The organism is Sorangium sp. KYC3313, assembly GCF_052075895.1.
GTDB lineage: Bacteria > Myxococcota_A > Polyangia > Polyangiales > Polyangiaceae > Sorangium > Sorangium cellulosum_B.
The window spans coordinates 10,812,072-10,835,133 of record NZ_CP197255.1 but is presented as its reverse complement, the minus strand read 5'-3'; the positions used below and the strand labels follow the sequence as shown (position 1 = coordinate 10,835,133).

22 protein-coding genes are annotated in these 23,062 nt (G+C 70.8%); 12 read left to right on the top strand and 10 right to left on the bottom strand.

Translation table 11 applies throughout. The annotated features are described in order from the left end of the window. The first annotated feature begins 23 nt into the window (after positions 1-23). The 5 genes from ACSRUE_RS41210 (at position 24) to ACSRUE_RS41190 (ending at position 7,157) form a co-directional block, all read left to right on the top strand. Positions 24-2,339 carry a family 2 encapsulin nanocompartment cargo protein terpene cyclase gene (locus ACSRUE_RS41210; RefSeq protein ID WP_441288328.1) on the top strand — a complete coding sequence of 772 codons (2,316 nt, stop codon included), beginning with the start codon at positions 24-26 and terminating at the stop codon, positions 2,337-2,339. A 21-nt stretch (positions 2,340-2,360) separates the two neighbouring features. After that, complete coding sequence (locus ACSRUE_RS41205; RefSeq protein ID WP_441288327.1) at positions 2,361-3,767, top strand: family 2B encapsulin nanocompartment shell protein; 1,407 nt, start codon at positions 2,361-2,363, stop codon at positions 3,765-3,767. 96 nt (positions 3,768-3,863) lie between these two features. Further along, the gene (locus tag ACSRUE_RS41200) at positions 3,864-5,264 is read left to right on the top strand and encodes a family 2B encapsulin nanocompartment shell protein (protein ID WP_441288326.1); all 1,401 of its coding nucleotides are present in this window, start codon (positions 3,864-3,866) and stop codon (positions 5,262-5,264) included. Then, positions 5,239-5,589, top strand: coding sequence for a P1 family peptidase (locus ACSRUE_RS41195; RefSeq protein WP_441288325.1), 351 nt, complete (start codon positions 5,239-5,241; stop codon positions 5,587-5,589). The genes ACSRUE_RS41200 and ACSRUE_RS41195 overlap by 26 nt, the downstream gene beginning before the upstream one ends. Before the next feature lie 335 nt (positions 5,590-5,924). Then, on the top strand, positions 5,925-7,157 hold the full coding sequence (locus tag ACSRUE_RS41190; protein WP_441288324.1) for a styrene monooxygenase/indole monooxygenase family protein: 1,233 nt from the start codon (positions 5,925-5,927) through the stop codon (positions 7,155-7,157). Between the two features lie 3 nt (positions 7,158-7,160). Here ACSRUE_RS41190 and ACSRUE_RS41185 read toward each other — a convergent pair whose 3' ends face one another. Next, the gene (locus tag ACSRUE_RS41185) at positions 7,161-7,688 is read right to left on the bottom strand and encodes a hypothetical protein (RefSeq protein ID WP_441288323.1); all 528 of its coding nucleotides are present in this window, start codon (positions 7,686-7,688) and stop codon (positions 7,161-7,163) included. A gap of 547 nt (positions 7,689-8,235) precedes the next feature. On the opposite strand from ACSRUE_RS41185, the gene ACSRUE_RS41180 reads away from it, so the two are divergent. The 3 genes from ACSRUE_RS41180 to ACSRUE_RS41170 are packed head-to-tail and all read left to right on the top strand — an operon-like array spanning position 8,236 to position 10,241. Beyond that, complete coding sequence (locus ACSRUE_RS41180; protein ID WP_441288322.1) at positions 8,236-8,955, top strand: hypothetical protein; 720 nt, start codon at positions 8,236-8,238, stop codon at positions 8,953-8,955. 10 nt (positions 8,956-8,965) lie between these two features. Further along, positions 8,966-9,766 carry a hypothetical protein gene (locus ACSRUE_RS41175; protein ID WP_437769625.1) on the top strand — a complete coding sequence of 267 codons (801 nt, stop codon included), beginning with the start codon at positions 8,966-8,968 and terminating at the stop codon, positions 9,764-9,766. Positions 9,767-9,773: 7 nt separating this feature from the next. Then, positions 9,774-10,241 (top strand): hypothetical protein, encoded by a 468-nt coding sequence (locus ACSRUE_RS41170; protein WP_441288321.1) that lies wholly within the window; start codon positions 9,774-9,776, stop codon positions 10,239-10,241. Positions 10,242-10,260: 19 nt separating this feature from the next. Here the strand turns inward: ACSRUE_RS41170 and ACSRUE_RS41165 are convergent, their stop codons facing one another. The 6 genes from ACSRUE_RS41165 to ACSRUE_RS41140 form a co-directional block, all read right to left on the bottom strand. Beyond that, complete coding sequence (locus ACSRUE_RS41165) at positions 10,261-11,364, bottom strand: alpha/beta hydrolase (RefSeq protein WP_437769623.1); 1,104 nt, start codon at positions 11,362-11,364, stop codon at positions 10,261-10,263. Between the two features lie 127 nt (positions 11,365-11,491). Further along, positions 11,492-12,145, bottom strand: a complete 654-nt coding sequence (locus ACSRUE_RS41160; RefSeq protein WP_441288320.1) for a YIP1 family protein — start codon at positions 12,143-12,145, stop codon at positions 11,492-11,494. Next, the gene (locus tag ACSRUE_RS41155) at positions 12,142-12,507 is read right to left on the bottom strand and encodes a DUF2089 domain-containing protein (protein WP_012234087.1); all 366 of its coding nucleotides are present in this window, start codon (positions 12,505-12,507) and stop codon (positions 12,142-12,144) included. Before ACSRUE_RS41155 ends, ACSRUE_RS41160 begins: the two co-directional genes overlap by 4 nt. A 157-nt stretch (positions 12,508-12,664) precedes the next feature. Further along, positions 12,665-13,831, bottom strand: a complete 1,167-nt coding sequence (locus tag ACSRUE_RS41150; RefSeq protein ID WP_441288319.1) for a polysaccharide lyase — start codon at positions 13,829-13,831, stop codon at positions 12,665-12,667. A 114-nt stretch (positions 13,832-13,945) separates the two neighbouring features. Beyond that, positions 13,946-14,827, bottom strand: coding sequence for an aldose epimerase family protein (locus ACSRUE_RS41145; RefSeq protein WP_441288318.1), 882 nt, complete (start codon positions 14,825-14,827; stop codon positions 13,946-13,948). A 16-nt stretch (positions 14,828-14,843) separates the two neighbouring features. Further along, positions 14,844-15,134 carry a hypothetical protein gene (locus ACSRUE_RS41140; protein ID WP_441288317.1) on the bottom strand — a complete coding sequence of 97 codons (291 nt, stop codon included), beginning with the start codon at positions 15,132-15,134 and terminating at the stop codon, positions 14,844-14,846. Between the two features lie 369 nt (positions 15,135-15,503). Here ACSRUE_RS41140 and ACSRUE_RS41135 point away from each other — a divergent pair, with 369 nt between their 5' ends. Then, positions 15,504-16,250, top strand: coding sequence for a Uma2 family endonuclease (locus ACSRUE_RS41135; protein ID WP_441288316.1), 747 nt, complete (start codon positions 15,504-15,506; stop codon positions 16,248-16,250). A gap of 84 nt (positions 16,251-16,334) precedes the next feature. On the opposite strand, the gene ACSRUE_RS41130 is transcribed toward ACSRUE_RS41135, so the two are convergent. Beyond that, positions 16,335-16,826: an LEA type 2 family protein gene (locus ACSRUE_RS41130; RefSeq protein WP_441288315.1), complete on the bottom strand. Its 492-nt coding sequence runs from the start codon at positions 16,824-16,826 to the stop codon at positions 16,335-16,337. A 159-nt stretch (positions 16,827-16,985) separates the two neighbouring features. Between ACSRUE_RS41130 and ACSRUE_RS41125 the strand changes: the two genes are divergently transcribed. Beyond that, on the top strand, positions 16,986-17,891 hold the full coding sequence (locus ACSRUE_RS41125; protein WP_437769617.1) for an alpha/beta fold hydrolase: 906 nt from the start codon (positions 16,986-16,988) through the stop codon (positions 17,889-17,891). Between the two features lie 33 nt (positions 17,892-17,924). On the opposite strand, the gene blaOXA is transcribed toward ACSRUE_RS41125, so the two are convergent. Beyond that, positions 17,925-18,875 carry a class D beta-lactamase gene (blaOXA, locus tag ACSRUE_RS41120; protein ID WP_441288314.1) on the bottom strand — a complete coding sequence of 317 codons (951 nt, stop codon included), beginning with the start codon at positions 18,873-18,875 and terminating at the stop codon, positions 17,925-17,927. 62 nt (positions 18,876-18,937) lie between these two features. Beyond that, positions 18,938-20,878: a MutS family DNA mismatch repair protein gene (locus ACSRUE_RS41115; protein WP_441288313.1), complete on the bottom strand. Its 1,941-nt coding sequence runs from the start codon at positions 20,876-20,878 to the stop codon at positions 18,938-18,940. A 113-nt stretch (positions 20,879-20,991) separates the two neighbouring features. On the opposite strand from ACSRUE_RS41115, the gene ACSRUE_RS41110 reads away from it, so the two are divergent. After that, the gene (locus tag ACSRUE_RS41110; protein WP_441288312.1) at positions 20,992-21,981 is read left to right on the top strand and encodes a transaldolase; all 990 of its coding nucleotides are present in this window, start codon (positions 20,992-20,994) and stop codon (positions 21,979-21,981) included. Positions 21,982-22,292: 311 nt separating this feature from the next. Then, positions 22,293-23,057 carry a class I SAM-dependent methyltransferase gene (locus ACSRUE_RS41105; protein WP_441288311.1) on the top strand — a complete coding sequence of 255 codons (765 nt, stop codon included), beginning with the start codon at positions 22,293-22,295 and terminating at the stop codon, positions 23,055-23,057. Positions 23,058-23,062 lie beyond the last annotated feature (5 nt).

The window sequence follows — 23,062 nt, the reverse complement described above, 5'->3', positions numbered from 1 at the left end:
TCGCGCGAGAGAAGTCAGCGAACATGCAACCTTTCACGCTGCCCGACTTCTACATGCCGTATCCGGCGCGCATCAATCCGCACCTCGAAGGCGCGCGCGCGCATACCAAAGCCTGGTCCTACGAGATGGGTATCCTGGAGGAGAACCCGCAGGAAAAACCCATCTGGACCGAGCGCGACCTCGACGCGCACGACTACGCGCTGCTCTGCGCGTACACCCACCCCGACGCGCCCGCGCCCGAGCTCAATCTGATCACGGACTGGTATGTCTGGGTGTTCTTCTTCGACGACCATTTCCTCGAGATCTACAAGCGCACCAAGGACATGCGCGGCGCCAAGGCGTACCTCGACCGCCTGCCGCTCTTCATGCCCGTCGTGCCCACGGGGACGCCGCCGGAGCCGACGAACGTGGTCGAGCGCGCGCTCGCGGACCTCTGGGCGCGGACCGTCCCGCTCACCTCGGTGCACTGGCGCGAGCGCTTCCTCGAGGCGACGAAGAACCTGCTGCTCGAATGCATGTGGGAGCTCGCCAATATCCAGGAGAACCGCGTCGCGAACCCGGTCGAATACATCGAGATGCGCCGCAAGGTCGGCGGCGCGCCCTGGTCCGCGGGCCTCGTCGAGATCGCCGTGGGCGCCGAGGTCCCGGCCGCCGTCGCCGCGACGCGCCCCCTCGAGGTCCTGCGCGACACGTTCTCGGACGGCGTCCACCTGCGCAATGACCTGTTCTCGTACCAGCGGGAGGTCGAGGACGAAGGGGAAAACGCCAACTGCGTGCTCGTCCTCGAGCGTTTCCTCGGTGTCCCCACGCAAAAGGCGGCCGATCTGACGAACGAGATCCTGACGTCGCGGCTCCAGCAATTCGAGAACACGGCGCTCGTCGAGGTGCCGGCGCTCTGCGTGGAGCACGGGCTGACGCCGGCGCAAGCCCTCGACGTCGCCAGGTACGTGAAGGGGCTGCAGGATTGGCAGTCCGGCGGCCACGAATGGCACATGCGGTCGAGCCGCTACATGAACGAAAACGCGGACAAATCCGCGAGCGTCCCCGATGTCCTCGGGACGCCGACGGGGCTCGGCACCTCGGCGTTCCGGATCAGGCTCACGCCCGGCGCCCTGGGTTTGCAGCGGATCAAGACCCTCACCCACGCCCCGTTCCGGCCCGTGGGCAGGACGCCGCTCCCGAAGATCACCATGCCGTTCAAGCTCCGCCTGAGCCCGCATCTGGCCGCGGCGCGCCGGAGCACCCTCGAGTGGGCCCGCAAGTTCGCGATGCTCGACGTGGTGCCGGGCGTCTTCGGGTCCGGGATCTGGGACGAGCGCAGGTTCATCGGCTTCGATTTCCCCATCTACGCCGCGGGCATTCACCCGGACGCGTCCCCGCACGAGCTCGACCTGAGCTCGGGCTGGCTGACTTGGGGGACGTACGGCGACGATTATTTCCCGCTCTTGTTCGGCGCGACGCGGGACATCGCGGGCGCGAAGCGGTTCTCTGCCCGGCTCTCGATGTTCATGCCCCTCGACTGCGCGGGCGCCCCGGTGCCCGAGAACCCGGTGGAGAGCGGCCTGCTGGATCTCTGGATCCGTACAGCCTCCCCCATGTCGATGAGCTCGCGGCAATCGCTCCGCCGCAGCGTCGAGACCATGACCGGGAGCTGGCTCTGGGAGCTCCTGAACCAGACCCAGAACCGGATCCCGGATCCGGTCGATTACGTCGAGATGCGCCGCAAGACGTTCGGCGCCGACCTCACGATGAGCCTATCCAAGCTCACGCTGGGCGATGTGGTTCCGGCCGAGGTCTTCCGCACGCGGACGATGCGAGGGCTCGACAACACCACCGCCGACGTGGGCGGGTGGATCAACGATCTCTATTCGTACCGCAAGGAGATCGAGTTCGACGGCGAGCTCAGCAACCTCGTGCTGGTCGTCGAGCGGTTCCTCGAATGCGACGCGCAGCGGGCCAAGGAGGTCGTCAACGACCTGCTCACGGCGCGCGTGCTGGAGTTCGAGCACATCGTCGCGACCGAGCTGCCCCGCATCCTCGACGAGTTCGACCTCGGCGAGGCGGCACGCGAGGCCTTGCTCGGATACGTCGAGAAGCAGCGATTGTACATGGCTGGCGTCCTCAACTGGCACGTCGTGACGAGCCGGTACGTGGACGCGGAGCTCGAGCGCCACCCGATCGAACGGGCGATCGGGGGCGCGCGTGGGTTTGGCGCCTCTGCGGCGCGTATCAGCAGCTTCTTCGGCGCCGGAAGAGCCGGCGCCGCGGCTCCTGCTGCGAAGGCGGATCTTTCGATGGGTACGGCGCGGTCCGTGCCGGTGAAGCACGGGCGGCCCTAGCCGTCCGGGAAAGAGGGACTCATGTCTATCACAGGTAATCTGGGTTCGATCGATCAGCACCAGACCAGCCTCGCGACGGCGGCCGCGAGGCAGCTCGCGACGACGACCAAGTCGGCGCCGCAGATGCAGGGCATCTCGTCGCGGTGGCTGGTGAAGCTCCTGCCGTGGGTGCACGTCAACGGTGTCTACCGCGTGAACCGCCGCCTGAGCTATGCGGTGGGCGACGGGCGGGTGACGTTCACGAACACCGGCGCGAAGATCCAGGTCATCCCGCAGGAGCTCTGCGAGCTGCCGCTCCTCCGCGGTTACGAGGACGTCGAGGTCCTCACCGCGCTGGCGAACCGCTTCGTGCAGCGTGAGTACAAGCCCGGCGACGTCATCACCGAGCGCGGCAAGGAGGCCGATCACATCTGCCTCATCGCGCACGGCAAGGTCAACAAGATCGGCGCGGGCAAGTACGGCGATGAGACGGTGCTCGAGGTTCTCGCGGACGGCGACCATTACAGCTACCAGGCGCTCCTGGAGACGCAGGATTACTGGACGTTCACGGCCAAGGCCGTCACGGCGGTTACGGTGCTGACGCTCCAGCAGAACGTCTTCGAGGAGCTCGTCGCCCAGCACCCGTCGCTGAAGCAGCAACTCGACAACTTCAAGGCGCTCGCCGCGAAGAAGCAGGACAACACGGGCGAGGCGGCGATCGAGATCGCGGCGGGCCACTCCGGCGAGCCCGTCCTCCCCGGCACGTTCGTCGATTACGAGACCTCGCCCCGCGAGTACGAGCTCAGCGTGGCGCAGACCGTGCTCCAGATCCACACGCGCGTCGCGGATCTGTTCAACGAGCCGATGAACCAGACCGAGCAGCAGCTGCGCCTGACCATCGAGGCCCTGAAGGAGACCCAGGAGCACGAGCTCATCAACAACCGCGAGTTCGGTCTCCTGCACAACGCCGACCTGAAGCAGCGCATCCACACCCACAGCGGCCCCCCGACGCCGGACGACATGGACGAGCTCCTCGCCACGGTCTGGAGGGAGCCGTCGTTCTTCCTCGCGCCCCCGCGGGCCATCGCGGCGTTCGGCCAGGAGTGCAGCCGCGTCGGCATCTACCCGCAGAGCATCGAGGTGAACGGCCATCGCGTCCCGGCGTGGCGCGGCGTGCCGATCTTCCCGTGCAACAAGATCCCGGTCTCGGAGACGCGGACGACCTCGATCCTGCTCGTGCGCGCGGGCGAGAAGAACCAGGGCGTCATCGGCCTGCACCACGCAGGCATTCCGGACGAGGTCGAGCCGAGCCTCAACGTGCGCTTCATGGGGATCAACGACAAGGCCATCATGTCGTACCTCGTCAGCCTCTATTACTCGACGGCCGTGCTGGTCCCCGACGCGCTCGGCGTCCTGGAGAGCGTCGAGATCGGACGCGCCCACGAATGAACCGCGAGCGGTAGCCGCTCCGCGTGTGCCCCGTGCAAGCGCGGGGGATACGCGGAGCGCTCTGCTCTCCGAAGCGCGCAGAAGGAAAGGTACATCATGGCAAACGCCGAAAACCCTGGGATCGGGAACGATGTGGAGCGTTCGAGCCTCGGGACGCTGGGGGCGCGAAAGCTCGCGACGACGACCAAGTCGCACCCGCAGATGCAGGGGATCACGTCCCGGTGGCTCTTGCGGGTCCTGCCCTGGATCGAGGTCACGGGCGGCACGTATCGCGTGAACCGCCGCCTGAGTTATGCCGTCGGCGACGGGCGGCTCAGCTTCGGCAACGTCGGGGCGAAGGTGGAGGTGATCCCGCAGGAGCTCTGCGAATTGCCGCTCTTGCAAGGCTTCTCGGACGACGCCGTGCTCGACACCCTGGCGAGCCGGTTCGTCCAGCGGGAGTACAAGCCCGGCGCGCTGATCGCCGAGCGCGGAAAGCCCGCGGAGACGATTTTCCTGCTCGCGCATGGAAAGGCCCAGAAGCTCGGCGTCGGCAAGTACGGCGCCGACACGATCCTCGACGTCCTCGCGGATGGGGACCATTTCGGGGACCAGTCCGTCATCGAATCGAACGACGCATGGACCTATTCGGTCAGGGCCGTCACGCCGTGCATCGTGCTCGAGCTCCCGCAGCGGGTCTTCGAGGAGCTGATCTCGCGATCTCCGGCGCTCCACGCGCACGTCGAGTCGCTCAAGGAGCGGCGGAGGAGGCCGCAGGACAAGCTCGGACAGGCGGCGATCGCCCTCACCGCCGGTCACAAGGGCGAGCGCGCGCTCCCGGGGACGTTCGTCGATTATGAGACCGCGCCGCGTGAATACGAGCTCAGCGTCGCGCAGACGGTCCTCCGGCTCCACACGCGCGCCTCGGATCTCTTCAACGATCCGATGGATCAGCTCCAGGAGCAGCTCCGCCTGACCGTCCAGGCCCTGCGCGAGCGGCAGGAGCACGAGCTCATCAACAACCGTGATTTCGGCCTCCTGCACAACGCCGACCTGAAGCAGCGCCTCCATTCCCGGAGCGGCCCCCCGACGCCCGACGACATGGACGAGATCCTCTCCCGGCGCCGCAAGTCGCAGTTTTTCCTGGCGCACCCGCGCACGATCGCCGCCTTCCACCGGGAGTGCAGTCGCCGCGGCATCTACCCGACCACCGTCGAGCTCTCCGGCACGCAGGTCGCGGCGTGGCGCGGCGTCCCGATCCTCCCTTGCGACAAGATCCCGATCAACGAGGACAAGACGAGCTCCATCCTCGTCATGCGCACGGGGCAGGAGCATCAGGGCGTCATCGGCCTCCACCGCACGGGCCTCCCCGAGGAGATCGAGCCCGGTGTCTCGGCCCGCAGGATGGAGACCGACGGGAAGGCCATTACCTCGTACCTTGTGAGCACCTATTACTCCGCCGCGGTGCTGGTGCCCGACGCTCTCGGCGTCCTTGAGAACGTCCAGATCGGGCGGTAGTACGCCCAGGCCCGTGCTCGCGGGCAGCAACACCACCATCGGCGTGATCGCCACGGACGCCGTGCTCACCAAGAGCCAGGCCTGCCGCCTCGCCACCGTGGGGCACGACGGCCTGGCGCGCGCGATCAACCCGCTGCACACGCTCTCCGACGGCGACGCCCTCTTCGCGCTGGGCACGGGCGCGTCCGGCGCGACGCTCGGCATGATGACCCTGTGCGTCATGGCGGCCGAGGTCTGCACGCTGGCGGTGGTGCGCGCCATCCGCGCGGCGCAGGGCGTGACGCTGGGCGCTGCGTACCTGCCGGCGGCGGGGGACCTGGGGTGAAGCCTGTCGACGCGCGCTGAAGCCAGCCGCGGTGCTGCGTTCGAAGCCGCGACTCGTCCTCGTACTTCCTCGTACTTCCGCCACGGAAGCCGCGACTCGCCCTCGTACTTCGCCACGGAAGCCACGACTCGTCCTCGTTCTTCCACTACGCTGGTCGGAGCCACGGAGGGGTGACGGTAGCGACAATGGATCCGCCGGACGGAGCTGCCGCGAGAGGGGCCTTCGCCGCCGCGATCCGCTCCCGTGACGTCGCCGTGGTCGGGGGCGCCGAGAGCCCGGCGGACCTCACATGCCGTGAAGCTCGCACGCACAGCTGAGAGGAGATGAGGACAAGGATGCCCACCATTGCGATCGTCGGCGCCGGCGTGGCCGGCCTGCATCTCGCGCTGCACCTCCAGAAGGAGGGCCTCGACGTGAGCCTCTACGAGGAGCGCACGCCGGACGAGATCCGGACGGGGCGCCTGCCCAGCACCGTCGGGCTCTCCCTGCTGACCCGGGAGCGCCAGCGGGCGCTCGGCGTCGCGCACTGGGAGGGGCCCGAGCATGCCACGAGGACCATCCGGATCCGCGTGGCGGCCGCGCCGCCGATCGACTTCGTCGGCCGCCTCGTGGATCAAGCGCTCTTCATCGACATGCGGGTCTATCTGCCCCAGCTGCTCGAGGACTTCGTCGCGCGGGGCGGCCGCGTGGTGAGGGCCTCGCTCGACGCGGCCGGCGTCCGCGGCCTCGCCGCGGCGCACGACCTCGTGGTCGTCGCCACGGGCCGGGCGGGCCTCACGGACCTCTTCCCGAGGGTCCCCGAGCGAAGCCCGCACGCCGCGCCGATGCGGCGGCTCTTCGCGGGCATCGTCCGCGGGCTCCGCATGCCGCCCGGGCCGATGGAGTTCATGTTCCAGCTCTCCCCGGGGCACGGCGAGATCTTCGAGAACCAGTACATCACGCTCGGCGGGATCGTGCCCTCGCTGCTCATCGAGGCGATCCCCGGCGGCGCGCTCGAGCCGATCACGCGGATGCGCTACGAGGACGATCCGGCGCGCTTCGACGCGGCGCTGCTCGACGCGGTGCTCGCGCACGCGCCGCTCACGGCCGAGCGCGTCGATCGGGCGAGCTTCGGCGTGGCCGGCCCGCGCGACTACCTGACGGGCGCCGTGACGCCGGTGGTGCGCCGCGCGTACGTGCCCCTCGGCGGCGAGAGGTTCGCGCTCGCGCTGGGCGATCTCCACATCACCCACGATCCGATCACGGGCCAGGGCGCGAACATGGCCACGCTCGCGGCGTCGCTCGCCGCCGAGCAGATCGCCGGGCAGGCGGCCGCCGGCGCCGCGTTCGACGAGGCGTTCTGCGCGGACCTGGAGGATCGCCTCTGGAACGGGCTCCGGGCGGCCACGGAGTGGACGAACGCCTTCCTCCTGCCGCCGCCGGACCACGCGCTGGCCCTCCTCGTCGCGGCCGCGCGCAGCCAGAAGGTGGCCGACGCGTTCACCACGAACTTCTCGTACCCGGATCGCCAGTGGGCGATCCTCTCGTCGCCCGAGGCGACCGCCAGCTTCATCGCGAGCCACGCCTGACGATCAGCTGAAGCGCGCCCGGACCGGCGCCGGGCTCTCGCAGATCGGGCACGCGTCCGCGCGCTCGGCGATCTTGCCGCAGTCCTTGCAGTCGACGCGATAGCCGTGGAAGCCGGGGTCGTGCAGCTCGACGCTCGTCTGGGCCCTGTCCGCGCGCCTTCCCTCGTATTTCACGCGCATCGGCACGAACGCGATATAACGCACCTCGATGTGCTCGCACCGCGAGCACCGCTCCGGCACCGCGTACGCGTTGGTCGTCGTGAGTCCGCGCGCGAGGCCGCCTTCAGCGTGGCACCGCGGGCAGCGGTCGTCCGTGAACACGAGGTGCTGGCACGCGCCGCACGTGATCTCGTACAGCCCGTCGACGAACATCTCGCCCTTGTAGACCCACTTCACCGGCCCGACGGGCTCGCCCTCCATGAGCGGCACGAGCCCGTCGACATACGAACGCAGGTTGAGCTTCTGTCCCCCGCACGCGGGGCACCCCGCCTCGACCATCTCGGCAAACGCACGTTCGGAGAGCCTGCTCATGATCGTCGCCTTCTAGCACGCCTCGTCGACGGGAGGACCGAAATGGCGGGGCCGCGCCGGAGCCGGCCATGAAGGGCCCCGGCGCGTCGCGCTGGAGGGGCCAGCCTCCACACATGGAGGCCCCGGCCTCCAGCGCATGACCTCCGAGCGGGGCCCGGACCATCCCAGCAGGCGCCCGGGAATCACGCGAAGCCGGCGCTCGCTCCACGCACGAGCGCTGCGAGCTCGGGGATATTCCGCCCAGCGCGCGGCCTCCGGCGGCGCCGCGCCGGGCCGCCCAGCCGTGCCTTCAGCGCATGGCCTGACGATTGCAATTACGTTGATCCGTTGTTCCGTCGGTCGCACGGTCGGTCAGCCGATTCCCACCATGACGTCGAGGGGTGGGAAGAGCGCCTGCCCAGCATCGATATCCCGCTCGCGTGAGACGAGCGCGCGGGCCTGCCGGCGCGGAGGCGCTGCGGCCGCGCGACCCGTCGAGGGGGCGAGAGCGCCCCGACACGAACCGAACCCGAGGTGAACCATGTCGTCGGTCTCCATCAAAACAACGATGATCTTCATTCTCATCGGCGCGGCCGCGGGCTGCGCCGTGCCCGCCGAGAAGGACGCGCCGGAGGAAACGGCGGTCGAGTCGCAGGCCATCGAGTGCAGCAAGGAGTGCATCCTGGCGATGGTGAACAGGCAGCTCTCGCTGATGGGCGAGTTCGGGAACGAGGAGGAGTTCACGCGGGCGCTCCGGGAGCTCGTGGCCATCGGCCCGGCGGCCGTCCCCGTGGTCGCCGAGGTCTATAAGGCGTGGTCGGTCTCCGTCTCGCCGGACAAGGCCGAATCGGCGAGGCCTGGCGAGATGCGCTGGCGGGCGGCTCACCTCCTCGGCCTGCTCGGCTCGCGCGACGGCATCAAGCCGCTGAACGAGATCGCCACGACGAAGCTCCCCGATCCCGAGGCCGACGAGCAGCTCTTCGCGGATGAATACCGCGTTCGCCTGCGCGCGATCGCCGGGCTCGAGGCGCTCGGCGCCGCGGCGGAGCTGAAGGCCATCTTCTCCGCCGGCGACCTGCTGCGCAACCCGGCGGCGGCGAGCCTCTACGCCCTCGGGATCGACGTCGGCGGGATCCAGCTGATCGACGCGCGCAAGGCGCTCGCGGAGGACGTCGCCGACGTCAAGGATTACAACCCGAACAACGGTCGACCGGCGCAGCCGGAGAAGCCCGGATCGCGGTTGTTCAAGGTGGCTCCTCGGACCGACACGCCTGTCATCGCTCGTTGAGGGATCGATCATGAAAAGCACGATCAGCGCCGTTCTTGCGTCTTGTTTGCTCCTCGGCGTCGCCTCCGAGGCCCGCGCCGCCACCTGCGACACCGTGCGGGGGACCGATCCCGGGGTGATGACGAGCTTCTGGTGCACGCAGCCGTGGATCGACTTCTATTGGGATGCGTACGACTTCGACAAGGGGGACTGGGACGACGGCTTCGGCTGGGAGGCCGCGTGCGACCGGAGGCGGCCGCTGGCGCGCACGTTCCAGGCGATCCAGCTCCTCAACTATGCGTCGCCGAACGAGGCGCTCAAGACGAACGACTTCAACGGCAACATCCTGCGCTGGGGCGGCAACTACACGATCCGTGAGTTCGACGAGCTCGACGCGCGGTGCGGGGACGGGTCGAAGCGGGCGTACACGACCTGGGGCGGGTTCGACGACTATACGGAGCTCTACATCCCGTTCTTCTACAACGAGAACGTCGTGGAGCGCGCCGGGACGCTGATCCACGAGGCGCGGCACGCGGACTGGTGCGGCCACAGCGGCAACGACGGCAGCAACAAGTGCCCTGCGAAGAGCGCGTCGTGCGACGAGAAGTACCTGGACGGGTGCTCCGGGATCGGGTCGCCCAGCGGGCGGGGCGCGGCCGGCTACCAGGTCCTGTGGCTGTGGTGGTACGCTTTCGAGGCCGACGCCCAGCACAGCTCGTCGACGATGAAGGCCTTCGCGAGGGACGAGGCGAACCGGATCCTGAACACGATGTTCGACGTCAACCCCTGCTTCAACATCACGAGCAATGGCAGCAAGATCATCACGTGTTAGGAGGGCGGTGCTCGGCGGCCTCCTGTGGGGCGCGCTGTGCCTCGCGGGGTGCGCCGGGCACCCCGGCTCGGACATCCCGCCGGCGCCCTGGGCGCAGCTCGAGGTGAACCGCGGCGCAGGCGAGGAGACCGTCGTCTGGATCGAGCTGAGCGGCACGTTCGAGGGGCACCGGGGGACGACGGCGCTCCGCGGAGAGCTCAGCGCCGAGCAGATCTCGGGTCTTCGAGAGCTGTTCCGGGACGAGCGGCTCGCGATCTACCGGAGCGACGCGCTGCCCACCGACGGCAGCGTCGACCTCGCGGGCGCCGCCGAGCGGCCGATCTTCCGCGTCGTGGTGCGCGAGGAGAGCGACGCGATCCGGGCGGGCTCGGAGAAGCTGTCGGCGTATTTCGCCGAGGGGGCGCAGCGCGCCGAGACGACCGAGATGCTGCGGGAGGTCAAGGCGATCATCGCCGCAGCGGCGCCGGTCCCCTAGCGCTGCCTCGGGGCCTGCGTCACTCCTCCCGGATCAGCGCCTCGATCGCCTCGAACACGCGCGGCACGACAGGCAGGCTCGGATCGGTGTACGCGTCGGCCTGCGACGCGTTCGACAGCGTCGCCTCCTTGAGCGTGTGGCTCATGCCCTCGACGATGACGAGCGTCGCGTCCGGCCGCGCGCCGGCGAGCCGCTCCGCGTCCTCGACCTTGGTCTGGAGATCGGTCGTCCCTTGCAGGAGGAGGATCGGCGCCGTCACGGCCGCGAGCTCCGCCGCGGGGTCGTGCTTCATCCAGGAGATCACGAACGGCTGCACGCCCGGCCGAAACAGGCTCATGAACAGCTGGCTTTGCGGGATGTCCGTGACGAGCTCCCCGGCCTCGAGCTGGTCGAGGATCGCGTTTGCCTTCTCGCGATCCTCGTCCGGGAGGCCTTCGAGCTGATCGCGCAGGACATCGCCGATGGGCCGGCCCGCGCCGGCGATCGAGACGAACCCGTCGATCTCGGTCTCCCGGGCGACCAGCATACCGAGCAGCGAGCCCTCGCTGTGCCCCACCACCGTGATCGTCGCGAAGCGCCCGTCCGCCCGGAGCTTCTTCACCCACAGGCCGGCGTCGTCGGCGCCCATCTCGAAGAGCAGCTCCTGCTCCGTCCGGGGGGCCGCGGAGACGCTCGCGCCGATGCCGGCCTTGTCGTAGCGAATCGACGCGATGCCCCTGTCCCGGAGCCCTTCCGCGAGGAGCCTGTACGTGTCCGGCTCGACGCCCGCGGCGACCTGATTGCCGTCCCGGTCGGTCGGCCCCGAGCCGGGGATGATCACGACCGCAGGGAACGGCCCGCACCCGGCCGGCACCACCAGCGTTCCAACCAGCGTGCCTCGCGCGTTCTCGACGGTGGTCCTGGCGCTGGACGCCGCCGGACACTCCGGCACGTCCGGCGTTGCCGGCGTCTCCTTGTCAGGCACGTCCGTGTCGTCAGGGGGCGCGCCGCTCCCGCCAGCGGACGACGCGCGCTCTCCGGCGCCGCAGCCCGCGCAGAGGGGCGACGACGCGAGCGCGGCTGCACACGAGACGGCGAGCGCGGCGCGGCGCGCCGGGACCACGAGAACCGATCGCAATGACATGACGAGCCCTCCGAGCATGAGAGAGAGATGCAGTGCCGCCCAGGGCGCACCGGTGCGCCCTCGCGGTCGCGCGAGCACCGCAGAGCGCGCCGCGCGAGCCGGGCGGCGCGCCGGGGAGATCGATGGCTCAGCCGAGGTGCGCGAGCGCGACCTTCGAGAGGATCTCCGACAGGAGCGAGAGGCCGATGAGCCCCGCGATCAGAGGCGCGCCCCGCAGGCCAGAGGCGTTCCTGAAGCCCCGGACGAGGAGCGTCAAGGACCACACGAGGCACACCGTTCCGAGGACGGCGATGACGGCCAGCTCGGGGGTGAACGCGGGCGCGCCCACCGGCAGCCGCGGGGCGAGCAGGCCGAGCGCGACGGCGGCGAGCGCGAGCGGCGCGCGCGACAGCCCGATCACACCGAGAAAGTCGATGAGCCGCACGCGGCGCCGCAGGAGCCGCGCATACGTCCAGAAGAGCAGGGCGGGCAACGGCCACGCGACGACCTGCTCGAGGAGCGCCGTCCGGTACGGGATGACGGCGGGCGTCGCGTGCAGGTCGAGGAAGCCGTCGAAGCGAACGCCGAGCCTCGTGACGGCGACGCTCAGCGCGGCGACGGCGAGCCCCGCCGAGGCGGCGAGCCCCCCGCCGAAGCGCTCGAATGGATTCAGCGCGAGCCGCCATCCGTGCCCGGGAGGCCGCGGCGACATCGTGGCGAGCAGCCGCTCGCCTTCCGCGGGCTTGATGACGTTGTCGCGCACGAGCGCGCGCACTCTCTCGTCGGGCGTGGTCATCATCATAATCCCACCTTGCGCAGAGCCTCCTCGGCCTCCTTCGCGGAGAGCCTCCCCTTCTCGAGCGCGTCCAGGATCTCGTGCCGGCGCCGCGCGATGCCCTGCTCCAGTGCGTCGAGCCGGCCAATGATCTCGTCGAGGCGATTTCGCACCGTCGGGTAGCTGATCTGAAGGACCTGAGCCATCGCCTTCAGGCTGCCTGAAGAGCGCACGAACGCGGTCACGAAGGCGAGATCGTCCGGCGACAGCTGGAGCAGCGCGGGGATCTCGAACTGACCGTCCAGGTTGGTTCCGCAGCTCTGGCAACCGAGCCGCGTCGCGCGCAGCTCCCCATCACAGCTAGGGCATCGGACGACAAATCTTGCCACGGGATGAGTGGATTGTCCTCACCGAGGTCAATATTGTCAATGTCGACGTGATGAAAATTGATCCGAAAATCAATTTTGTTTAAGAGCCGCGCTCACCATGTGTTCGGCGCGGCTCCTGCCCGCCCGGGGCGCTGCGGCTCGCGCCGCTCGCGACGGCTCAGCGCCGCTGGCGACGCCGCGCGGACGCGAGCGCCGCGATGAGGCCGAGGCCGGCGAGGGCCATGGGCGCGGGGGCCGCGGGCGAGCCGGCGGCGCGGCAGCTGCAGCCGCCGTCGTCGCCCTCGGCCACCTCCACCTCGTCGGTGCCGCCGGTCCCCGCGCCGGTGGAGCCGGCGCCGGAAGCGGCGGAGGAGGAGCTCGAGGCGCCGGGGCCGGGCGCCACGTCGCCGCCCGCGCCGTCGCTGCCGCCTGTGGCGCCGCCGCCGGCGGTCCCGGTGCTCCTGCTCCCGCCGGAGCCGTCCGCGCCGCCGGAGCCGCCCGCGCCGCCGGAGCCGCCCGCGCCACCGGCGCCGCCTTCCCCGGAGGAGGGCAGCGCGGGGCGGACGTCCTCGATGGTGTCCCCCTCCACGGCGTCATCGAGGACGATGACGGGGCTGTCCGTGAACTCGGACGGGTTGCGCAGCAGGCCGATCTGCGTGAAGTGCGCGTTGTTGTCGGCGAGCGTCTGCGCCTTCCCGCCGGTGACGACCTGCTTGCCGTCGAACCACACGTCGACGGAGCCCTGGTTCGGGTTCGTCGACCACCGGATGTGCAGCGCGATGCGGTGCCACACGCCGGGCGTCACCGCGCCGTCCGCCTCCCAGTGCACCTTGTTGTCGGGCTTGCGGGTGGCGAAGCTGATGTGCTGTCCGACGACCTCGAACGACATCATCTGGCTATAGCTATTTTCGGACTCCCAGTATCCGATCTGCGTCGGCGGGTCGGCCGCGAGCGCCTCGGGGAGATAGAAGCTCCAGGCAAAGTAGGTCTGGGCGCCCTCGGCCGTGCGCCCGGCGGCCGGCTTGTGGTTCAGCTCGACGCGCTTGATGCCGTTCGACCACCTCGCGTCGTTGGTGAGCTGGACCTTCCCGGCCCTCGTGCCCTGAAGGACAGGCGACGTCACCACGGAGATGTGCTCGCCGTTCAGGGTCGTGTTCCACTGGTTCAGATTGCCCGTCTCGAAGTCTCCGGTCCAGACCGGCGCCGCGGAGGCGCCCGCGGTGAGCGTCGTCGCCAGCGCGGCTGCGGCCAGGGTGGAGAGCGAGCGGCGAGGTCGCCGCGCGAGGAGCGCTCGGGAGGGGGCGACCAGGGATCGACGTGCGGTAAGGAGATCGGTAGAAGTCATGGCGGGATTCGACGCGTTTTCCGGCCGGCAGTCAACCGAGAAGCCGCGCGTCGCCGCCGACGCGGCGCGGCTCCTCGGGCTCTCCGGCGCGTCGCGCGCGCGGCCGTCGTCGCTTCAGGCGGAGAGCTCGATCCAGAGCGCCCGAGTCTCGCGCGGCCGGAGGTGGATGAGGCGCTCTCCGGTGTTGAGGGCGTTGCCGGGGCAGGTCCAGGGCTCGAGGCACACGAAGTCCTTGCCCTGCAAGGTCCACACGACCCAGTGGGTGAACTCGGGCGAGCCGCGGACGGCGATGCGCACCCCCGGCGCGCCCTCGATCGAGAGCGCGCTCTCGGTGGAGCCGTGGTCGAGCAGGTGGAGGTCGACCTCGGGCCGGGTCAGGTCGAAGCCGGAGAACGGCGCTTCCCGCTTCGTGGTGTTGTCGAACGCGCGCGTCGCCCGCGTCTCGATCGAGGCGCGGGCCTTGTCCGCCTGGGAGACGGCGAAGTAGGGGTGAAACCCGGCCCCGAACGGCATCGGCGGCGCGCCGTCGCCGGCCTCGCTGGTGACGCGCAGATCGATGCGGAGCGCCCTGCCGCGCAGCGTGTAGGTGAGCTCGGCGCGGAAATCCCAGGGGTACTGCGCGCGCGTCGCCTCGCTCGACCGGAGGACGAGGCGCGCGTACGCGCCGCCCGACTCGAGGGCGCCCTGGTCGTCGAGCGACCACGGCAGGGTGCGGGCGAAGCCGTGCTGGCGCATCTGGCCCGCCGCGCCGGCGGCGGACCAGGCGTCGCCGGCGAGCTTGCCGGGCGAGGGGAAGAGCACCGGGTTGCCGCCGCGCACGTTGGCGGTGCGATCGTCGAGCGTGCCGCGATCGAGGTAGAGCAGCGCGCGGCCGCCGACGGTCAGCTCGGTCAGGATGCCGCCGCGGGCCGGGGCCAGCACCGCGCGGCTCGCGGCGTCGCTGTCGGCGAGCTCGATGGTGGGAATCGCGCCTTCGACTTCCTTCACGCTGAACATGACTCCTCCGGTCTCTTCAGTTGCCTTGCAGCCACGCGAGCAGCCCGACGACCAGCGCGAGCGCCGCGATGGGCAGCGCGATCCACCCGAGGACCGCCGCCCAGCCGCGGCGGAGGGAGCGGCCGCCGCGATCCTCGCACGCGAGGCATATCGCCCAGACGCGCGCGCCGCCCTCCGTGAGCACGCAGCAGTCGCCGCACACGGGCGCGCCGCAGCGCGCGCACGGCCCCGCCGCCTCGGCGCCGCAGCGCGTGCAGCGCGCGACGGCCCCGCCGCCGCCGTCGTGGAAGATCAGGCCGCCGGACATGGAGCTGCGCCCTCCGGCGGCGGAGACGAGCGCGTCGATGACCGCGGGCGCGCGCGAACGGACCGCGGGCGCGCGCGAACGGGGGGCTCCTCGTGGACGGGCACGGGCGTCTTCTCCGCCGCGATTCTGCAAGCTTTGTGGGCTCGAGACAACGCTGGAGACCGCAGGGCGGGCCGGGCCCTCGTCACGATCCCGGCACGGCGGCGCGTCGTCCCGCGTAACCCGCGTAACCCGCGCAAACCGCGTAAACCGAGCGAGCCGCGCGAGCCGAGCGCGCTCCTCTGCTGCGGCCCGCCGCGCGCGAGCGCGCTGTCCGCCTTCACGGCTGCGGCCTCCCAGGAACCTGGTAAGATTGCGCCGAGGAAGCCCATGCCGTACGCCAGCGAGACCTCGCTCGTCCCGATCCCGCCGCCCGGAGAGGACGAACTCCCCCACGACGACGGTGAGCCCATGGAGAGCGATCGCCACCGCAAACAAATGCTGCTGCTGATCGAGTCGCTGGACCTCTTCTGGAAGGATCGCGACGACGTTTACGTCAGCGGCAACATGGCGATCTATTTCAGCGAGCTCCAGACCATGAAGAACGACTTCCGCGGGCCGGACGTCTTCGTGGTGCTCGACACGGTACGCCGAGACAGGAAGTCCTGGGTCGTGTGGCAAGAGAACGGCAGGACGCCGGATGTGGTGATCGAGCTCCTCTCGGAGAGCACGGAGGCGATCGACCGCGGCGAGAAGATGCGCATCTACGCGAAGGTGCTGCGCGTGCCGGAGTACTTTCTGTTCGATCCGATGAAGAACACCCTGGAAGGATATCTGCTCGACATGGCCTCTCGCGCCTACGAGCCGATGGCCTTGAACGCGGAGGGTGAGCTGGCAAGTCAGCAGCTCGGTCTGCGCCTCGGTGTGCGGGATGGCTTGTACCTGGCCAGCAGAGGGAGATGGCTCCGGTGGCTCGACGCCGAGGGACGCGTGCTTCCGACGGCGGAGGAGCAGGCCCGAGCGGCGGAGGAGCAGGCCCGAGCGGCGGAGGAGCAGGCCCGAGCGGCGGAGGAGCGGTCCCAGGCGCTCGCGGAGAAGCTTGCGGCGTACGAGAAGCGCTTCGGACCGCTCACGTGAGGCCCACTCACGCGAGGTCGGTCCGATCAGGCGGCTTCGGGGCTCACGCGGGGCCTCGCTCAGGGCAGGCCACGGCGGCCCTCCTCAGCGCAGGCCGGGGAGGGGCAGGGCCGGGAGCGAGTTGCCGATCGCCGTGACGAGCTGCTCGTGCGTGATCGTCCCCGCGAGGCGGAACGGCACATCCACGTTGAGCGTCTCTCCGCCGATCGCGACGGTGCCGCTCACCTGGTACGGGATACCGCGGCTCTGCGTCGCCAGCGCGGCGATGCTCGTGAGGTCCTGCCACTTCACCGAGATCGGCGCCTCGATCCGCGTCCACTTCTTCGCGGGCAGCTCGAGCGGCGTGAGCGCGGTGACCGTGCCGACGTCGTACTTGCCGTCGAGCAGCACGCTCGCCTTCATCGAGCGCGTCGAGAGATCGATGCTGTTCGGGTTGTACGCCTGGATCTGGACCCGCAGATCGATGCCCTGGACGGTGACGGCGGTCACCGTCGCGAGCTCGGGCTTGAGCGTCGGCGGCTCGGGGCGCGAGCACGCGACCAGGGTGACGGCGGCGGCGAGGAGAGGCGATCGCACGGCGGGAGATCTGGCGCGGATCTCCATGGAGCTCAACGGAAATCGGGCGCGCCACCGCGCCGCCGCGCCTCGTCCGAGGCCCGCCGATCGCTCGGCAGCCCCGCGCGCCCCGGCGCCTCCGCCCCCGCGGGGACCCTTTCGATCTGCTATGCCCGGCGCATGGGCATCCTCCCGCTCGCCGAACGCCTCGCCAGGAAGGCGCTGAACAGGTCCGGGGTGCAGAGCCGCTGGGTCGACACGTCGGTCTGCCGGCTGCACCTCTACGATGCTCCGGGCACGGGCCCGCTCCCGACGGTGGTCCTGCTCCACGGCATCGGCTCCTCGGCGCTCCCGTACGCGCCGGTGCTGCAGCGACTCCGGCGGCGCGCCCGCCGCGTCATCGCCGCGGAGTCGCCGGGGCACGGGTGGAGCGCGGCGCCGGCGTCGGCGTTCACGCCGGAGTGCCTCGCCACCGCCATGCACGAGCTGCTCGACCGCGAGCTCGACGAGCCGGCGATCGTCGTCGGCAACTCCCTCGGCGGCGCGGTCGCGGTGAGCTACGCGCTGAGCTCGCCGGGCCGCGTGCGCGCGCTGGTGCTCGCGTCGCCGGCCGGCGCCGGCATGGAGCAGGCCGAGCTCGCCGAGCTGCTCGCGGTGTTCAACCTGCGGTCGCGGGCCGACGCCCACGCGTTCTTCGCGCGCCTCTACCACCGCGTCCCGTGGTTCACCCCGCTCATCGCCGGCGACGTCGTGCGGACGTTCTCGCGCGAGACCATCCTCTCCTTCAGGCGCTCGGCCCGGTGCGACCACGCGTTCACGCCCGAGCAGCTGGGCGCGCTCTCGATGCCGATCCTGCTGATCTGGGGCCGCTCGGACCGCCTGATGCCGAGCGCCAACCTCGAGTACTACCGGCGGCACCTCCCTCCGCACGCGGAGATCGAGGAGCCAGAAGGCATCGGGCACTGCCCGCAGGTCGACGACCCGCGCCGCTTCGCCGAGCGGATCGCCGCGTTCGCGTGGGCGGCGCGCTCGACGGCGTCGCCGGGCGCGGCGCCGTCGCCCGCGAGCGCGGCGCCGGCGGCGTAGGGGGCGGCGCCGTCGCCGGGAGAGGCGCCGGTGTCAGGCGTCCTCGGGGAGCGCGCCGTGCCGCTTGAGCAGGGCGCGGGTCAGGCTGCGGCGCAGCGGCATGATGCGCTCACCGTCGCTGCCTGCCCCGAGGAGCACGGTCGCGAAGAAGTAGGTGTCTGCCCCGCGCTCGACGTAGCCGACCAGCCAGCCGGTGCTCGAGCGCTCGTCCATCTCCATCCCCGTCTTGCCGCGCAGCGTGTAGGCCGGCGTCTGCTCCAGCACGAGGATCCGCTTCACGATGTCCACGCTCCGCGCGGAGCAGGGCAGCGCGCCGGCGCGGAGCCGCCGCAGGAAATCGATCTGCTCGTGCGGGGAGATGCGGAGCCCCCCGCTCAGCCAGAACTGGTCGATGCCCCCCGAGATGTCGCGGTTGCCGTAGCCGAGCGCGTCGAGGTGCGCCTGCATGCGCTCGGGCCCGATCCGGCGCGCGACCTCCTGGTAGAACCAGACGACCGAGTGCTTCATCGCCGACGCGAGATCGTGATCGCGGTTCCAGTCGGGCACGCTGCGCTGCGTCCCGTCCCAGCGCAGCGTGAAGCGCTCGTCCGGGATGACCCCGGTCTCCAGGCCGATGATCGTGTTCGGGATCTTGAAGGTCGAGGCGGGCACGTACCGCGCCGCCGCGCGGTCGGGGTTCACGACGCGGGTGACGCCTCGCGCGGCGTCGAACAGGACGAACGCGCCGTCCACGCCCTCCGCGCGGAGGAGCGCCGCCCCGCCCTCGTCGATCTCGGTCCGCGCCGCGGCCGGCGCGGTTTCGCCCGGCGCGCTCGCGCCCGGCGGGGCCGCCCCGCCGCTCGCCGCCGGGGGAGCTGACGGCGGCGGCGGCGCCGTGGCGCAGGCGCTCGCTGTCGTCACGATCGCGAGGAGCGCGCAGGAGAGCAGGGGACGCGCCGAGGCCAGGGCGCGGCGCGAGAGACACCCGGGGAGCGGAGAAAGCATGGCGCCCTCAACGCCGCCGGGGGTCGCGCGCATTCCCGAGCCATCGCCGCGGTCGCCGCCGCTCATTCCCGCGCCGCCGCCGCGGTCGTCGCCGCCGCGGTCGTCGCCGGCGCCGTCCGCTCCCCCTCCGAGAAGTCGAGGTCGATCCCGATGATCTTCATGAGCCGCAGCGCGTTCGCGCTCGTCACCACGCCGGGCTTCAGCTTGTAGTCGAAGGTCATCCTGTCCTCGACCACGAGCTCCTCGAAGTGCATGTTGCGCACCCGTCCCGAGGTCTCCTGCTCCAGCACGGCGAGCCCCATGTCGTGGGACGACACCGCGCCGATGGCCCCCCGCGCGACGAGGTGCCGCACCACCGCCCTCGCCCCGATCTGGCGCTCCCGCGCGTTCGTGCCGTGGAGGATCTCGTCGAGCAGGAACAGCACCCGCTCGCCCCCGTTCGCGCCGTCGACGACGCGCTTCAGGCGGGTCAGCTCGGCGTAGAAGTGCGAGACGCCGTGCTCGAGCGAGTCCTTGATCCGCATGCTCGTCCGCACGCGGACCGGCGAGAGCGACAGCGACGACGCGCAGACCGGCGCGCCCGCGAGGGCGAGGGCGGCGTTCACGCCGACGGCGCGCAGCAGCGTGCTCTTGCCGGACATGTTGGACCCCGTGACGAGCAGCGTGGCGCCCGCGCCCTCCAGCGAGACGTCGTTCGTCACCCGCCGGTCGCGCGGCAGGAGCGGGTGGCCGAGCCCCGCCGCCGCGAAGCGCGGCTCGCCGTCCTTCACGTCGGGGTACGCGTAGTCGGGGTTCTCGTGCGCGAACGTCGCGAGGCTCGCGAGCGCCTCCATGTGCCCGAGCGTCCGCATCCACGCCTTCACGTGCCGGCCCGCGCGGAGCTTCCACCGCTCCAGCGCGAGCGCGCAACACACGTCCCAGAGCAGGAAGAGGTTGGCGACGATGTGGACGAGCCCGCTGTGGCGCAGGTCCGAGTAGCCGACCCGGCTCTCGAGCGCCGTCATCTCCCGCGAGGCGAGCGCGCCCGAGGGCCCCGCGAGCTCGGCCTTGAGCTCGCGGAGCAGCGCCGACGAGAACGCCTGCTCCTCGACGCGGGCGAGGATCGGCCGGTACCGGGCGAACGGCGCCTCGCGCGACGAGGCCGCGGCGACGATCGGCTCGACCGCGGGCCGCAGCAGGACCAGCACGAGGATCTGGGCGGCCAGCGGCAGGAGGTACGCGTGGCGGAGCAGCCCGAGCTGCTCCGCCGGGATGAACCGCGGCGCCACGAGCAGCGCCAGCGTCAGCGGCACGAGCACCTTCGCAGCGGTCAGGAGCGCGCTCACCGGCAGGCCGCCGGCGCGGGCCTCCGGGCCGAGCAGCGCCGGGGGCGCCTCGGCCCACGCGATGAGCGGGCCGGCCTCGCGCCCGCGCGCCCCCGCCTGCATGCCCACCACCGCGAGATCCTCCCGGAACGCCCCGAGGCCGGCGAGCTCCCGCACCGCCTCCTGCCGCGCCGCCACGGCGGGCGCCGGGGCGGGCTCCGCGAGGAAGGCCGCGAGCGTGGCCTCGCCCTCGCCCGTCTGCGCCACGTTGAGCAGCTGGAACAGCGACGCCTGCCCGAACACGTCGAGATCGCCCGCGTAATCGTGGTCCGGCGCGGCGAACCGGTCGCCGCGCTCCGGGAAATCGGCGAAATCGCCGGCGACCCGCCGCTTGCCGCGCACGTAGAGGCCGATGCGCTGCTCGAGCTCCGTCATCCGGGTGACGAGGCGCGCGTGCGCGACGAGCAGCCCGAGGAACACCGCGGTCACCGCCCCGGCGGCGTACGTGACCCACCGCGGTACGTCGCCGAAGAGCGCGTACCCCCCGGCCACGACCGCCGCCAGGAACGAGACGCCGCGCAGCAGCGAGAACGTCTTCGAGCGGCGCTCGAGCGCGCCGGCCTCGGCGCGCAGGACCGAGAGGCGATCATCGTAGGCGGACAGGACGCGCTGCGCGACGGCGTTGGGGGGCGGCTCCACGGGGCCCTCTCCATAGGCCACCGCCGGCCGTGCATCCAGCCGGAGGGGGGTCCTCACACGAAGGCCACGAAAGCTTTGAAGCGTCCTGGCCGGCTGCTCGTACAATGCCGCCCATGGACCAGAACCTGCTGGAGCGCCTCAAGGCGTACACCGTCGTCGTCGCGGACACCGGCGACATCAACTCGATCGAGAAATTCCGCCCCCAGGACGCGACGACGAACCCGTCGCTCATCACGGCGGCGGCCCAGATGCCCGAGTACGCCGACATCGTGAGCGGCGCGCTCGCCTGGGGCCAGAAGGAGGCGGGCCGGGGCAAGGAGCCGGGCGACGTCGTGAGCCTCGCGTTCGACCGGCTCGCCGTCGACTTCGGCCTGCGCATCCTGAAGATCATCCCCGGCCGCGTCTCGACCGAGGTCGACGCGCGCCTCTCCTTCGACACCCAGGCGACCATCGAGAAGGGCCGGAGCATCGTGCGCCTCTACGAGGAGGCCGGCGTCTCGCGCAAGCGCGTCCTCATCAAGATCGCCTCGACGTGGGAGGGCATCCGCGCGGCGGAGGTCCTCGAGAAGGAGGGCATCCACTGCAACCTCACGCTGCTCTTCGGGCTGCACCAGGCGATCGCGTGCGCCGAGGCAGGCGTGACGCTCATCTCGCCGTTCGTCGGGCGCATCCTCGACTGGTACCTGAAGGACACCGGCCGCACGAGCTACGCGCCCGCCGAGGACCCCGGCGTCGTCTCGGTCACGAAGATCTACAACTACTACAAGAAGCACGGCTACAAGACCGAGGTGATGGGCGCGAGCTTCCGCAACATCGACGAGATCAAGGAGCTCGCCGGCTGCGACCTCCTGACGATCTCGCCGAAGCTGCTCTCGGAGCTCGCCTCCGCGCGCGGCGACCTGCCGAGGAAGCTCGACCCCGACGCGGCGCGCGCCCTGCAGATCGCGAAGATCCCGATGGATGAGGCGGCGTTCCGCGCGATGCACGCCGCCGACCGGATGGCGAGCGACAAGCTGAGCGAGGGCATCGACGGCTTCGCGAAGGCGCTCGCCACGCTCGAGGTCCTGCTCCGCGAGCGCCTCCAGCAGGGGGCCGCCTCCTAGCGCTGGCGACGCGCGACCGCGACCGCGACGCGCGCGCGGCGGCGCTCCGGGGAGGGGCCCGGGCGCGCCGCGCGCCGCGCGCCGCGCCAGCGTTGAGGATGAGGAGGAGGATGCGCTTGCGTTGAGGAACGGAGGCGCGGGAAGAAGGCGGAGGGCCGGCTTGCATGTGAGCCTCCCCGTCCTCTAGGATTCGTCAAACTAAACGAGTCTCGGGCAGCATTCGATCGTCCGCGCCGCGCGTGGTCGACTGCGGTTCTCCGGGAGGCTCCTCATGGAGCCGCCCTTTTCGCGATGGCATCGAGGAGGCGACGTTGAAGCTCACGTCACAGGAGTACTGGGAGAACCACTGGAAGGGCTACGTCGGCACCGACGATCTGGGGGGCGGCTGCGAGATCTACGACGACGTCGCGCCCTTCCTGCCGCGCGGGGAGGGGTTGTCGTTCTTCGAGATCGGCTGCGCACCAGGCCGCATCCTCGTCGACTTCTGCGGGCGCCTGGGGTTCACGGCGTACGGCCTGGATTACGCCTGCGACCCGGAGGTCGTCGAGCAGGAGATCCGGAAGCGCGGCATCAAGGTCGGCAAGATCGAGAAGGGGGACTTCTTCAGCTGGAGGCCCCAGCAGAAGTTCGATATCGTCGCTTCCTTCGGGTTCATCGAGCACTTCGATGACGCCGGGGCGGTGATGGATCGGCACTTCGAGCTGGTGAAGCCGGGTGGCACCGTGGTCGTGGGCATGCCGAACTTCGCCGGCGGGCAGAAGGCGCTCCACTGGCTGCTCGATCGCAAGAACCTGAAAGGCCACAACACCCGCATCATGAACCTGCCGTTCCTGGAGGCCGCTGCCCGCCGCAACGGCGCCGAGATCGTCCAGGCCCGCTACACGGGCGGCCATTTCGATTTCTGGCTGGACGACGAGGCGCCGCTCCTGGCGCGGCGTGTCGTCTGGAAGGTCGTCCCGCCCCTCAAGGCGATCGCGCGCCGGGTGGTCCCCGGCGAGACGAACCCCTGGTTCTCGCCCTTCCTGTTCGCCATCTACCGGGCGCCCCTGCTGCCCGCCGGGACAGCGGACGCTTGAGCCTT